The sequence below is a fragment of the Rheinheimera sp. UJ51 genome (genome assembly GCF_020819615.1).
In the GTDB taxonomy this organism is placed as follows: Bacteria; Pseudomonadota; Gammaproteobacteria; order Enterobacterales; family Alteromonadaceae; genus Alishewanella; species Alishewanella maricola.
Genome location: NZ_JAJHOG010000009.1, coordinates 54,003 through 66,782 on the forward strand (window position 1 = coordinate 54,003; position 12,780 = coordinate 66,782).

11 protein-coding genes and 2 tRNA genes are annotated in these 12,780 nt (G+C 46.3%); all 13 read left to right on the forward strand.

All coding sequences use genetic code 11. The annotated features are described in order from the left end of the window. The first annotated feature begins 79 nt into the window (after window positions 1–79). Window positions 80–916: a dihydropteroate synthase gene (gene folP, locus LMJ53_RS12045; RefSeq protein WP_229586331.1), complete on the forward strand. Its 837-nt coding sequence runs from the start codon at window positions 80–82 to the stop codon at window positions 914–916. Continuing rightward, window positions 916–2,250 carry a phosphoglucosamine mutase gene (gene glmM / locus LMJ53_RS12050; RefSeq protein ID WP_229586333.1) on the forward strand — a complete coding sequence of 445 codons (1,335 nt, stop codon included), beginning with the start codon at window positions 916–918 and terminating at the stop codon, window positions 2,248–2,250. Before folP ends, glmM begins: the two co-directional genes overlap by 1 nt. A gap of 104 nt (window positions 2,251–2,354) precedes the next feature. Then, window positions 2,355–3,092, forward strand: a complete 738-nt coding sequence (tpiA, locus tag LMJ53_RS12055; RefSeq protein ID WP_229586335.1) for a triose-phosphate isomerase — start codon at window positions 2,355–2,357, stop codon at window positions 3,090–3,092. Window positions 3,093–3,094: 2 nt separating this feature from the next. Next, window positions 3,095–3,430, forward strand: a complete 336-nt coding sequence (gene secG, locus LMJ53_RS12060) for a preprotein translocase subunit SecG (RefSeq protein WP_229586337.1) — start codon at window positions 3,095–3,097, stop codon at window positions 3,428–3,430. A 9-nt stretch (window positions 3,431–3,439) separates the two neighbouring features. Next, window positions 3,440–3,524: transfer RNA gene (locus LMJ53_RS12065), tRNA-Leu, on the forward strand. A gap of 64 nt (window positions 3,525–3,588) precedes the next feature. Beyond that, window positions 3,589–3,665 (forward strand) — tRNA-Met (locus LMJ53_RS12070). 281 nt (window positions 3,666–3,946) lie between these two features. Continuing rightward, the gene (rimP, locus tag LMJ53_RS12075; RefSeq protein WP_229586339.1) at window positions 3,947–4,402 is read left to right on the forward strand and encodes a ribosome maturation factor RimP; all 456 of its coding nucleotides are present in this window, start codon (window positions 3,947–3,949) and stop codon (window positions 4,400–4,402) included. Between the two features lie 33 nt (window positions 4,403–4,435). Further along, complete coding sequence (gene nusA, locus LMJ53_RS12080) at window positions 4,436–5,932, forward strand: transcription termination factor NusA (protein WP_229586341.1); 1,497 nt, start codon at window positions 4,436–4,438, stop codon at window positions 5,930–5,932. A 25-nt stretch (window positions 5,933–5,957) separates the two neighbouring features. After that, window positions 5,958–8,642, forward strand: coding sequence for a translation initiation factor IF-2 (infB, locus tag LMJ53_RS12085; protein ID WP_229586343.1), 2,685 nt, complete (start codon window positions 5,958–5,960; stop codon window positions 8,640–8,642). A 106-nt stretch (window positions 8,643–8,748) separates the two neighbouring features. Then, window positions 8,749–9,183, forward strand: coding sequence for a 30S ribosome-binding factor RbfA (gene rbfA, locus LMJ53_RS12090; protein WP_229586345.1), 435 nt, complete (start codon window positions 8,749–8,751; stop codon window positions 9,181–9,183). Further along, window positions 9,183–10,103, forward strand: a complete 921-nt coding sequence (gene truB / locus LMJ53_RS12095; protein WP_229586347.1) for a tRNA pseudouridine(55) synthase TruB — start codon at window positions 9,183–9,185, stop codon at window positions 10,101–10,103. Before rbfA ends, truB begins: the two co-directional genes overlap by 1 nt. A 113-nt stretch (window positions 10,104–10,216) precedes the next feature. Next, window positions 10,217–10,486 (forward strand): 30S ribosomal protein S15, encoded by a 270-nt coding sequence (rpsO, locus tag LMJ53_RS12100; protein ID WP_229586349.1) that lies wholly within the window; start codon window positions 10,217–10,219, stop codon window positions 10,484–10,486. Window positions 10,487–10,659: 173 nt separating this feature from the next. Beyond that, a complete protein-coding gene (gene pnp / locus LMJ53_RS12105) occupies window positions 10,660–12,780 on the forward strand; it encodes a polyribonucleotide nucleotidyltransferase (RefSeq protein WP_226751219.1) in 2,121 nt (706 codons plus the stop codon).

The following is a 12,780-nucleotide window of genomic DNA, read 5'->3' on the forward strand; positions in this document are numbered from 1 at the left end:
TCACTTACATGCCTTAGCAAAGCAGTTATAATAACAACCCCGGCTTGTCCGGGGTTTTGTTTTTAGCGGAGTAAGCCACATGCAGTTACAGTTACCTCGGCAACGTTCTCTTAGTTTAGATCGACCACAGATCATGGGCATATTAAATATTACCCCTGACTCATTTTCAGATGGTGGTAAACACCAAGTACTGGATCAAGCCTTATTTAGTGCGGAGCAAATGTTGCGTGACGGCGCAACCATTCTCGATGTCGGTGGTGAGTCCACACGACCTGGCGCTGCAGCGGTTAGCTTAGCTGAAGAATTAGCGCGTGTTGTCCCCGTGATCAGCGCTTTACGCCAACGTTTTGATTGTGCCATTTCGATTGATACCAGTAAAGCTGAGGTGATGTCAGCGGCCGTTCAGGCTGGCGCCGATATGATTAATGATGTCTGTGCTTTGCAAGCTCCGGCGGCGCTAGAAACTGCCGCTGCGTTGCAAGTTCCCGTTTGCATTATGCATATGCAGGGAGCGCCTCGTACCATGCAACATGATCCACAATATGAGCAACTGGTACCTGAAGTGCTGGCGTTTTTATTGGCCAGAGCCGAGGCATGTCAGCAAGCGGGCATTCCTGCGAGTCAAATTGTGCTCGATCCTGGTTTTGGTTTTGGTAAAACCTTAGCGCATAATTATCAGTTGTTAGCCGCATTAGATCAATTTGTGGCAAGCGGTTATGCGGTGCTTGCCGGTATGTCACGTAAAAGTATGATTGGCCAGTTACTAGGGTTACCAACGTCAGAAAGGCTTGCTGGCAGTCTTGCATGTGCCAGCTTAGCGGCTTATGCTGGCGCACAAATTATTCGTGTGCATGATGTTAAAGAAAGTGTGCAAGCATTACGCGTTGCTGCTGCGGCCCGTTATGGAGTTAAATAATGACAAGAAAATATTTTGGAACTGATGGTGTACGCGGTCGCGTTGGTGAATTTCCTATTACCCCTGAATTTGCCATGAAATTGGGTTGGGCCGCGGGTCGAGTATTATCTCAGCGCGGTACACGCAAAGTATTGATCGGTAAAGATACGCGTATTTCAGGTTATTTATTAGAAACGGCATTAGAAGCAGGCTTAATTGCCGCCGGTATTGATGTGCGCTTATTGGGCCCAATGCCCACACCTGCCGTCGCCTATTTAACGCGAACTTTCCGTGCTGAAGCCGGTATCGTGATCAGTGCTTCACACAATCCTTATTATGATAATGGCATTAAGTTTTTCTCCGCTGATGGTATGAAACTGGCGGATGAAATTGAATTGGCGATTGAGCACGAGCTTGAACAACCGATGATTTGTGAATCGTCAGAAAAGCTCGGTAAAGCAGAGCGTATCAATGATGCGGCGGGTCGTTATATCGAATTCTGTAAAAGTCACCTTAACAACAACTTGTCACTGAGCGGGTTAAAAATCGTCATCGATTGTGCTCATGGTGCAACTTACCATATTGCCCCTGCCGTTTTTAAAGAACTGGGTGCTGAAGTTATCGCAATCGGCTGTAAGCCAGACGGTTTAAATATTAATGAGCAGTGCGGCGCAACCCATACTGATTTATTACGTGCAACCGTGCTGGAAAAACAAGCTGATCTGGGTATTGCCTATGATGGCGATGGTGATCGGGTCATGATGGTTGATCAACATGGCCGCGTGCTAGATGGTGACGAAATTGTTTATATCATTGCACGTGCTGCCAAAGAAGCCGGCACTTTAAAAGGTGGCGTTGTTGGCACCTTAATGAGCAATATGGGTTTAGAATTGGCTTTAGCTAAATTGGATATTCCGTTTGCGCGCAGTGCCGTAGGTGATCGTTACGTTATGGAATTACTACGTGAAAAGAACTGGCGCATTGGCGGTGAAAACTCAGGCCATGTGTTAAATCTTGATTACACCTGCACCGGTGATGGCATTATTGCCTCACTTCAAGTCCTCACTGCCATGCTCTCTAGCGGCAAAAGCTTGGCGCAATTGATGAGCGATATGCGTAAGTTACCGCAGGTACTGGTTAACGTGAAATTTGCTAAAGGTTCTACGCCATTAGATAAAGTTAACGTAAAAGAATGTATTGCTGCAGTAGAGCGCGATCTGGCAGGAAAGGGCCGCGTGCTGATCCGTAAATCAGGTACCGAGCCATTGATCCGCGTGATGGTTGAAGGCGAGGATGCCGACACCGTTCGCCAATATGCTGAAAAAATTGCTGATGCGGTAAAAATTGCCAGTTAAGATCAGTTAATAAATAGACAATTAGCCGCGTTGTCGCGGCTAAAGCTTGTTCTAAAGCAGAAGCTTAGTTACTATCAACAGGTGTAAGCTAAGGATACTGCCTAATGTCACGTAAAAAGCTTGTTGCCGCCAATTGGAAAATGAATGGCTCATCAGCGCTGATCACTACGATCAGCACAACATTGCAATCAATAGCACCGCAAGTGGATATTTTAATTTGCCCTCCCGCTACATTGTTAAGCGCTTTTCCAACAGCGCGTGCTTTTCAGCTGGGTGGTCAAGATATCAGTGCGCATTTAGCGGGTGCCTACACCGGCCAGTTAAGTGCGGAATTGTTGTTAGCGGCAGGCGCTCGTTATGCGCTAGTAGGGCACTCTGAACGTCGTGAATATCAATTTGAAACTGATCAGCTAATTGCTGCAAAAGTAGCCACTGCAGTCGCTGCAGGCTTAACACCCCTCTTATGTATTGGTGAAACGTTAGCAGAACGGCAGCAAGAAAAAACCGAGCAGGTTATTGCGAAACAATTAGCAGCAGTGTATGCTTCGCACCCCGAATTGCTGCAGAAATCGGTCGTTGCATATGAACCGATTTGGGCGATAGGTACTGGTGAGTCAGCAACACCGGAGCAGGCGCAACAGACACATGCCTTTATCCGTGCTGAGTTAGCTAAGTATGATGCCGACGCAGCGCAACAGGTGAAAATTTTATATGGTGGCAGTGTTAATGCGGAAAATTGTGCTGCATTATTTACTCAACCAGACATAGACGGTGCTTTAGTTGGCGGTGCTAGCTTAAAACCCGAAGAATTTGCGCAAATTTGCCTTAGTGCAAAGGAATAAGCATGTACGATTTATTTGTAATTTGTTATTTGTTAGTTTCGCTAGCCCTTATTTTATTAGTGTTAATTCAACACGGTAAAGGCGCTAGCATGGGCGCAGCATTTGGTGCTGGTGCTTCTGGTACAGTATTTGGTTCAAGCGGTACAGGTAATTTCTTAACCAAAACCACTACCTTTTTGGCAATTTTATTTTTTATGTTGAGCTTAGTATTAGGTAACTTAACCGCTAAGCAAAGCAAGCCAGATGATGGCTCAGATTTTTTCCAATCTGTTCCGGTAACCACCGAACAGGCTCCTGCCAAGAAAGATGACGTCAACGACATCCCGGTAGGTAATTAAGTTTTATACGCCGAGGTGGTGAAATTGGTAGACACGCTATCTTGAGGGGGTAGTGTCTTCGGACGTGCGGGTTCAAGTCCCGCTCTCGGCACCAAATTAACGTAAGCAGTAGCTTGCGCTATCAGTACAGGCACTATATAATGTGCACCAGTTACGGACGCGGGATGGAGCAGCCTGGTAGCTCGTCGGGCTCATAACCCGAAGGTCGTCGGTTCAAATCCGGCTCCCGCAACCAATTTTCAGTTTAAACTTATTACTAACAGTAGTTGCAACTGGTCTTAACTAAACAGGACTCACTGCTACAAGTTTAATAAGTTTTTGAAAGGGGTTTCGTAACAGCGGTCGTAGATGTTGATACAACTCCCGCCCTATTAAATATTCATTGCGCATTGGCGATATGCGTAATGATTGGATGTGAATTCGCCCCGCTTGTTCGGGGCTTTTTCGTATCTGGAGTTAGTGTTTATGCAGTAATGGGCGCTTTGCCCATTTTTTATTTGTGTTTCGGAGGTTTTTTTGGCTAAACAAGAACAGCAACTAACAGAGCTGCTGACGCCGACTGTGGAGACAGCCGGTTATCAATTGTGGGGTATCGAACTGGTGCGAGCCGGTCGTCATACCACACTGAGAGTGTTTATCGATAAAGCAGATGGCATTACAGTCGAAGACTGTGCCCTGATCAGTCGAGAAATCAGCGCTTTGCTGGATGTTGAGGATCCAATCCCAACAGAGTATACCCTCGAAGTATCTTCACCAGGCTTGGATCGGCCGTTGTTCACCGAAGCACAATTCACCCAATATGTTGGCCATAAACTTGAGGTTAAATTAACGATACCTCAAGACAGTCGACGTAAATTCAAAGGGTTACTAACAAGCTTCGATGGCGACATGTTAGTAATGGAAGTGGATGGCAAACCCTATAGTTTGCTTTTCGATAATATTGATAAAGCAAACGTGGTACCGGTTTTTTAAGCGTCCCGGGTTAGCGTCAAAGCGAGGCATATAATGGCAAAAGAGATATTATTAGTTGTTGATGCGGTTTCAAATGAAAAATCAGTGCCACGGGAAAAGATTTTCCAAGCACTGGAGTTTGCATTAGCCGCCGCCACTAAAAAGAAAAATGAAGGCGATATTGAAGTTCGGGTTAGCATCGATCGCAAAACCGGTAGTTATGATACTTTCCGCCGCTGGGAAGTGATCGCAGATGATGCCGTCATGGAACACCCATACCGTGAAATGACCTTTTCAGCAGCACAGTATGATGAGCCAAACATTAAGTTAGGTGATTTTGTTGAAGAGCAAATCGACTCTGTCGAGTTTGACCGTATCACCACGCAAATGGCGAAACAAGTTATCGTACAAAAAGTACGTGAAGCTGAACGTTCACAGGTTGTTGAAGCGTATATCGACCAGGTGGGTGAGCTAGTCACCGGCGTGGTTAAGAAAGTGAATCGTGAAAGTATTATCGTCGATTTAGGTAACAACGCTGAAGCCATGTTACCACGCGAAGAAATGTTACCGCGTGAAACCTATCGCCCAGGTGACCGCATTCGTACGTTATTATTTGATGTAAAACCAGAAGCTCGTGGTGCACAGCTGTTTTTAAGCCGTGCTAAGCCAGAAGTGCTGTTAGAGTTGTTCCGCATTGAAGTGCCAGAAATCGGCGAAGAAATGATAGAACTTCGCGGCGCAGCGCGCGATCCCGGTTCACGTGCCAAGATTGCGGTTAAAAGTAATGACCGTCGCATTGATCCCGTGGGTGCTTGTGTTGGTATGCGTGGTTCACGTGTTCAAGCTGTATCAAACGAATTAGGTGGTGAGCGGGTTGATATCGTGTTGTATGACGATAACGATGCTCAATTTGTGATTAACGCCATGGCGCCAGCTGAAGTTGCTTCTATCATTGTTGATGAAGATGCCCATTCTATGGATATCGCTGTTGAAGAGTCAAATCTGGCGATGGCGATTGGTCGTAATGGTCAAAACGTACGTTTAGCAAGCCAATTAACAGGTTGGGAACTGAACGTTATGTCAGTTGCTGCCATGAAAGCGAAGCATCAAGAAGAAACGGCTAAAGTTCGTCAGGTATTTATGGACGCACTTGAAATCGATGAAGACTTTGCTGATGTGCTGGTTGACGAAGGTTTCTCTACGCTAGAAGAAGTGGCTTACGTGCCTATTAGCGAATTGTTGTCAATCGATGGTTTAGATGAAGAAACGGTTGAGTTACTGCGTAACCGCGCCAAAGATATTCTGACCACACGCGCACTGGCCAGTGAAGAATCACTGGAAGATGCCAAGCCAACAGAACAATTGTTGGCCTTAGAATGTTTAGATACACATACCGCTTATGTTATCGCTAGCAAAGGGGTGACCACCCTGGATGATTTGGCTGAACTGGGCGTGGATGATTTATTAGAATTAGTAGAAATGACAGAAGATAAAGCTGCAGAGTTAATAATGGCTGCTCGTAATATTGTCTGGTTTAATGAAAGTAACTGAGTAGTCAACGGAGGTAACAACACAAATGGCAGAAGTCACCATAGAAAAGCTGGCCAGTGATGTCGGTACAACTGTTGATCGGTTAGTCCAACAATTTGCTGATGCAGGTATTACCAAGGCCAAAGGCCAATCGGTAACTGAAGAAGAGAAAAAACAATTGCTAGAGCACTTGAGCAAAGCCCATGGCGGAAAAGCGCCTGAGCCAGCCAAGTTAACGCTGAAGCGCAAAGAAAAGAGCACCTTGAGTGTAGCAGGCGGCGCAGGCCGTAACCGTGAGATCCAGGTTGAAGTGCGTAAGCAAAAAACCTTTATCAAAAAACCGGTTGTAGATGCTGAAACATTGAAAGCGCAAGAAGAAGCGCGTTTAGCTGAAGAAAAAGCCAATGCTGAAGCCAACCGTGCTCGTCAAGAAGCGGAACAAAAAGCCCGTGAAATAGAAGCGGCTAAAGCGAAAGAAGAAGCGGAACGCAAAGCCGCTGAAGCGAAAAAACGCGAAGAAGCCAAGCAAGCACAATTATTAAAAGACGATCCGGAAGAAGCGGCTCGTCGTGCAGCGAAAGAAGAAGCGCGCAAAGAAGCTGAACATATTCGTCAGCAACAAGAAGCTGAATCACTGCGTAAGCTAGAAGAAGAAGCCAAGAAGCAAGCTGAAGCCGCGCGTAAATTAGCGGAAGAAAACGGCGAGCGTTGGGCTTTAGAAGAAAAAGCGAAGTCGACTGAAAAAGACGATTATCACTTAACTAGCAACGAATTTGCTAAGCAAGCGGAAGACGAAGTGGACGCCAAAGAAGAGCGTGCCGGTCGTCGTGGTGTGGGTAAAAAAGCCCCACCAGCTAAAGGTAAAAAGAAAGACGATGGTAACGATAAAGAAGCCTTTAATCGTGCTAATCGCCACACCAAGAAAAAGAAAACGCCTACCAGTATGCAGCATGGCTTTAATAAGCCGGCACAACCTGTTGAGCGTGATGTGAAAATTGGTGAGACCATTACGGTTGCTGAGCTGGCCTCGAAAATGGCCGTTAAAGCTTCAGAAGTGATTAAGGCGATGATGAAGATGGGCGCTATGGCGACTATCAACCAAGTTATCGACCAAGAAACTGCCGCGATCGTTTGTGAAGAGATGGGTCATAAATTTACCCTGACGAAAGAAAACGAGTTAGAAGAAGCGGTCATGTCTGATCGTGAAGGTCAGGGCGAATTAGAATCACGTGCGCCGGTTGTGACTGTTATGGGTCACGTTGACCATGGTAAAACCTCACTACTGGATTACATCCGTAAAGCGAAAGTGGCTGCAGGCGAAGCCGGTGGTATTACTCAGCATATCGGTGCTTATCACGTAGAAACTGAACGTGGCATGGTGACTTTCCTTGATACACCCGGTCACGCGGCCTTTACTTCAATGAGGGCTCGTGGTGCGAAAGCAACCGATATCGTTATCTTAGTTGTTGCGGCGGACGATGGCGTAATGCCACAAACTCGCGAAGCTATCCAACATGCTAAAGCCGGTAACGTGCCTTTAGTGGTTGCGGTGAACAAGATTGATAAGCCTTCAGCGGATCCAGATCGGGTACGTAATGAATTATCACAGTTCGATGTTATTTCAGAAGATTGGGGTGGCGATACACAGTTCGTTCCAGTATCTGCGAAAACAGGTGAAGGTATTGATGATCTGTTAGAAGCGATCCTAAACCAAGCCGAATTGTTAGAACTGAAAGCCGTACATAAAGGTTTAGGTCGTGGTGTGGTTATTGAATCACGCTTAGACAAAGGCCGTGGTCCTGTGGCGTCTATCCTGGTTCAGGAAGGCACCTTAAAACAAGGCGATGTGGTGCTGTGTGGTTTTGAATATGGCCGTGTGCGGGCAATGCGTGACGAAAACGGTAAAGAAATCAAAACTGCTGGGCCGTCAATTCCTGTTGAAATCTTAGGTTTATCTGGCGTACCGGAAGCCGGTGACGAAGTCACCGTGGTGAAAGACGAGCGTAAAGCCCGTGAAGTGGCCTTGTATCGTCAAGGTAAATTCCGCGATGTGAAACTGGCTCGTCAGCAGAAATCTAAACTGGAAAACATGTTTGCTAACATGACGGAAGGTGACGTTTCTGAGCTGAATATCGTTCTGAAAGGTGACGTACAAGGTTCGGTGCAAGCGATCACTGAATCCTTGATGAAGTTGTCTACAGACGAAGTGAAGGTTCGGATTGTTGGTTCAGGCGTGGGTGGTATTACTGAAACTGACGTGACCTTGGCTGCTGCATCATCAGCAATCGTCATTGGTTTCAACGTACGTGCCGATGGTACTGCGCGCAAACTGGTTGAAGAAGAAGGCTTAGATTTACGTTATTACAGCATCATTTATGAACTGTTAGACGAAGTCAGAGCGGCGATGACGGGTATGTTAGCACCAGAGTTTAAACAGCAAATCATTGGTTTAGCACAGGTTCGTGACGTATTCCGTTCACCGAAGTTTGGCGCTGTTGCAGGCTGTATGGTTACCGAAGGCTTAATCAAGCGTAATGCCCCAATCCGCGTATTGCGTGATAACGTGGTCATTTTCGAAGGTGAGCTAGAATCACTGCGTCGCTTTAAAGACGACGTGAACGAAGTTAGAAATGGCTTTGAATGTGGTATCGGTGTGAAGAACTACAACGATGTGCGCGAAGGCGATCAGATCGAAGTGTTCGAGACTATTCAGGTTGAACGTACTCTATAATAGATGACGTGACACGTTAATACAGGGGCACGTGTTGCCCCTGTTGTGTTTATGCCAATATGACTCAGTGGCAAAAATGCTGAGCAGGGCAACAAGGAAATAAGGTATGGCCAAAGAATTTTCCCGGGTAGACCGGCTTTCACAGCAAGTGAAAAAAGAAATGGCGGTGATCCTGCAACGTGAGATTAAAGATCCACGCTTGCACACCATGATCACCGTCTCTGATGTTGAAGTGTCTCGCGATTTATCGCATGCCAAGGTATTTGTCACCTTTTTAGGTATGGATAACGAGAAAGTCGAAGACAACTTAAAGATTTTAAATGATGCCGCCGGTTACGTGCGCAGTTTAATTGGTAAACGCATTGAAACGCGCATCGTGCCACACATTCGTTTTGCTTTTGATCAGTCGCTAAACGAAGGTATCCGGATGGCCACCTTGGTGGCATCGGTACGGCAAGAAGATCAACGTAAACGCCAAGAAATCGGTCACAACGACGATGAGCCAGCGCAAGATCAGCGTAAAGGCGGCGAGGAAGAGTAATGCGGGCGCGGAAAAACGCTCGGCAAGTGCATGGTATCTTGTTGTTAGACAAACCTTTAGAAGTGAGCAGTAACGGTATTTTGCAGCGAGTGCGCTGGTTATATCAAGCGGCCAAAGCCGGCCATACTGGCGCCTTAGATCCGATGGCGTCTGGTTTACTGCCCATTTGTTTTGGTGAAGCCACTAAGTTTAGTCAGTTTTTACTGGATACCGATAAAACCTATCAAGTGACTGCCCTGTTTGGTGTTCGTACGAGCACCAGCGATGCTGAAGGGGAAGTGATCAGTGAAAAGCCGGTACAGTTTACTGACAGCGATCTCGAACAGGCTATGCAAGCGTTGCGAGGTGATATTTTACAAGTGCCGACCATGTTTTCAGCGCTTAAATACCAAGGCCAACCCTTATACAAATATGCTCGCCAAGGTATTGAAGTTCCGCGCGCGGCACGGCCTATCAGTATTTTTCGTTTCGAATTAGTCCAGCGTACAGGTGATCGTGCCGATTTTATTGTGCATTGCTCTAAAGGGACTTACATTCGCACGTTAATTGATGATTTAGGTGAAGCTTTAGGCTGTGGTGCGCATGTGGCTGCGTTACATCGGATCCAAGTTGGTCCTTTTACGGCAGCGCAAATGCTCGCGCCAAGCGCACTGGAACCACTCAACACCGCTGCTGATTGGGCCGCGCTGGACAACTTATTATTGCCGATGGACGCGGGTTTGGTTGCTATGCCAGCGTTGACCTTGGATGCTCAGCAAGAGCATGCACTTATGCATGGCCAAACCTGTCAGCTAAGCCATGCCGATATTGACAGTATTAAACTGTATAATCAGGCGGCACAGTTTATTGGCATTGGCACGATTGAGAACGAAGAGCTTCGTAGTCGTCGTTTAGTCAATTTATCGTTACTGAGCGCTTAACTTACCTTGTAAAGCTCGTCAAGGGCGGGTAAAATGCTCAACTGTTTTTGCTGCCGCTGGATGAGTGATCGGCGGTGAGCGTATCTTAGTTCACTCACATTTGGAGACATACCATGTCATTAAGCGCTGCCGTTAAGGCACAAATCGTTGCTGATTACGCTGTTAAAGCTGGCGATACCGGTTCACCAGAAGTACAGGTTGCCCTGTTAACTGCGTCAATCACTCACCTGCAAGGTCACTTTGCTGAGCACAAACACGATTTCCACTCTCGTCGTGGTTTGTTACGTATGGTTAGCCAGCGTCGTAAACTTTTAGATTACTTAAAAGGCAAAGACCAGACGCGTTACGCGACTCTGATCGGCCGTTTAGGCTTACGTCGTTAATTATTAACGCTGTAATAAAAAGAGGCTTTTTAGCCTCTTTTTTTATGCCTTTTAAAATAAGTTAGTCCAAGTGTTGAACTATCTTTTGTAACAGGTTACAGAGTATACTGTGTAGGTAAAAAACACAGAGAAAAACATCGCAATTCGGCGATTAAGATTAAGGAAATACACACGTGACTCCCATCGTAAAATCATTTCAGTTTGGCCAACATACTTTCACTTTAGAAACCGGCGTAATTGCCCGTCAGGCAGATGCCGCAGTACTGGCCAGCCTGGGAGATACTTCTGTTTTAGTAACTGTCGTTGGTAAGAAAGAACCTAAACCTGGTCAGGATTTCTTTCCTTTAACCGTAAACTACCAGGAAAAAATGTATGCAGCTGGCCGTATCCCGGGTGGCTTTTTTAAACGTGAAGGTCGGCCAAGTGAAGGTGAAACTTTAACCAGTCGTTTAATCGACCGTCCGATCCGTCCATTGTTCCCAGAAGGCTTCACTAACGAAGTGCAAGTTATCGCCACGGTTGTGTCGGTACAGCCTGAAATTCAACCGGATATCGTAGCGTTAATTGGTACTTCTGCTGCGTTAGCTTTATCAGGTATTCCATTTGCAGGCCCAATCGGTGCTGCCCGTGTTGGTTATATCAATAATCAATATGTGTTAAACCCATCTGAAGAAGAGCTAAAAAGCTCGAAATTAGACTTGGTTGTTGCCGGTACGCACAACGCAGTATTAATGGTTGAATCTGAAGCGGGCATTCTGTCAGAAGACGTGATGTTAGGCGCAGTCATGTATGGTCATGAGCAATTTCAAACGGCCATTACTGCCATCAACGAATTAGCGGCTGAAGCGGCAAAAACACCTTGGAACTGGCAAGCTCCAGCGAAAAACTTACCGTTGATTGCTAAAGTTGCTGAACTGGCGACGGCTGATCTGGGTGAAGCTTACCAAATTACAGAAAAAGCCAAACGTTACGAGCGTATTGCTGAAATTAAAAATGCCTTATTAGCGAAGTTAACAGAAGAGTTAGCGGAAGGCGAAGAGCTGAATAAAAACGAATTTGGCGATATCTTCCACGACTTAGAAAGTAAAGTAGTTCGCAGCCGTATTACTAAAGGCGAGCCGCGTATCGATGGCCGTGATCCAGAGATGATCCGTGGTTTAAGCGTAATGACGGGCGTCTTACCACGTACGCACGGTTCATCTTTATTTACTCGCGGTGAAACGCAAGCGTTAGTTACCTGTACCTTAGGTACTGCGCGCGATGCTCAAAACATCGACGACTTGTTAAGTGCGAAAACTGATACCTTTATGTTGCACTACAACTTCCCGCCGTACTGTGTGGGTGAAACCGGTATGGTTGGTTCACCGAAGCGTCGTGAAATCGGTCATGGCCGTTTAGCGAAGCGCGGTGTGTTAGCCGTAATGCCTGACTTCGAAGATTTCCCGTACACGGTACGCATCGTGTCTGAAATCACTGAATCAAACGGCTCAAGCTCAATGGCTTCAGTTTGTGGTTCATCATTAGCCTTAATGGATGCCGGTGTACCTATCAAAGCGTCTGTAGCCGGTATCGCGATGGGCTTGGTAAAAGAAGGCGACGATTTCGTAGTCTTATCTGACATCTTAGGTGATGAAGATCACTTAGGTGACATGGACTTTAAAGTGGCCGGTACTACGGAAGGTATTACTGCTCTACAAATGGACATCAAGATCGACGGTATTACCAAAGAGATCATGCAAACGGCGTTAAAACAGGCGAAAGCCGCGCGTTTACATATCCTGAACGTAATGGATCAAGCCATAAGTGGTCACCGTGAAGAGATGTCTGAATACGCACCACGTATTTACACCATGAAGATTAATCCGGAGAAAATCCGTGAAGTTATCGGTAAAGGTGGCGCAGTGATTCGTCAAATCACTGAAGAATCAGGTACAACGATTGAGCTGGAAGACGACGGTAGCATCAAAATTGCTGCAACCACGGCTAAAGCGGCGCAAATCGCTATCGACAAAATCAATGCGATTACTGCTGAGATCGAAGTGGGTACCATTTACCAAGGTGAAGTGGTGCGTATCGTTGATTTCGGTGCTTTTGTTAACGTGTTACCTGGTAAGGATGGCTTAGTGCACATTTCACAAATCTCGGATGAGCGCGTGCAAAATGTGGCTGACCACTTACAAGTAGGCCAGAAAGTTGACGTTAAAGTGTTAGAAGTTGACAAGCAAGGTCGCGTACGTTTAAGCATCAAAGAAGCGGCGGCTAAGCCTGCTGCTGAAGCGCCAACAGAAGCTTAA

What these genes read in the sequence shown, in the direction of transcription:
- folP (WP_229586331.1), top strand. Translation starts at nt 80, where the DNA reads ATGCAGTTACAGTTACCTCGGCAACGTTCTCTTAGTTTAGATCGACCA.
- glmM (WP_229586333.1), top strand. Translation starts at nt 916, where the DNA reads ATGACAAGAAAATATTTTGGAACTGATGGTGTACGCGGTCGCGTTGGT.
- tpiA (WP_229586335.1), top strand. Translation starts at nt 2,355, where the DNA reads ATGTCACGTAAAAAGCTTGTTGCCGCCAATTGGAAAATGAATGGCTCA.
- secG (WP_229586337.1), top strand. Translation starts at nt 3,095, where the DNA reads ATGTACGATTTATTTGTAATTTGTTATTTGTTAGTTTCGCTAGCCCTT.
- nusA (WP_229586341.1), top strand. Translation starts at nt 4,436, where the DNA reads ATGGCAAAAGAGATATTATTAGTTGTTGATGCGGTTTCAAATGAAAAA.
- infB (WP_229586343.1), top strand. Translation starts at nt 5,958, where the DNA reads ATGGCAGAAGTCACCATAGAAAAGCTGGCCAGTGATGTCGGTACAACT.
- rbfA (WP_229586345.1), top strand. Translation starts at nt 8,749, where the DNA reads ATGGCCAAAGAATTTTCCCGGGTAGACCGGCTTTCACAGCAAGTGAAA.
- truB (WP_229586347.1), top strand. Translation starts at nt 9,183, where the DNA reads ATGCGGGCGCGGAAAAACGCTCGGCAAGTGCATGGTATCTTGTTGTTA.
- rpsO (WP_229586349.1), top strand. Translation starts at nt 10,217, where the DNA reads ATGTCATTAAGCGCTGCCGTTAAGGCACAAATCGTTGCTGATTACGCT.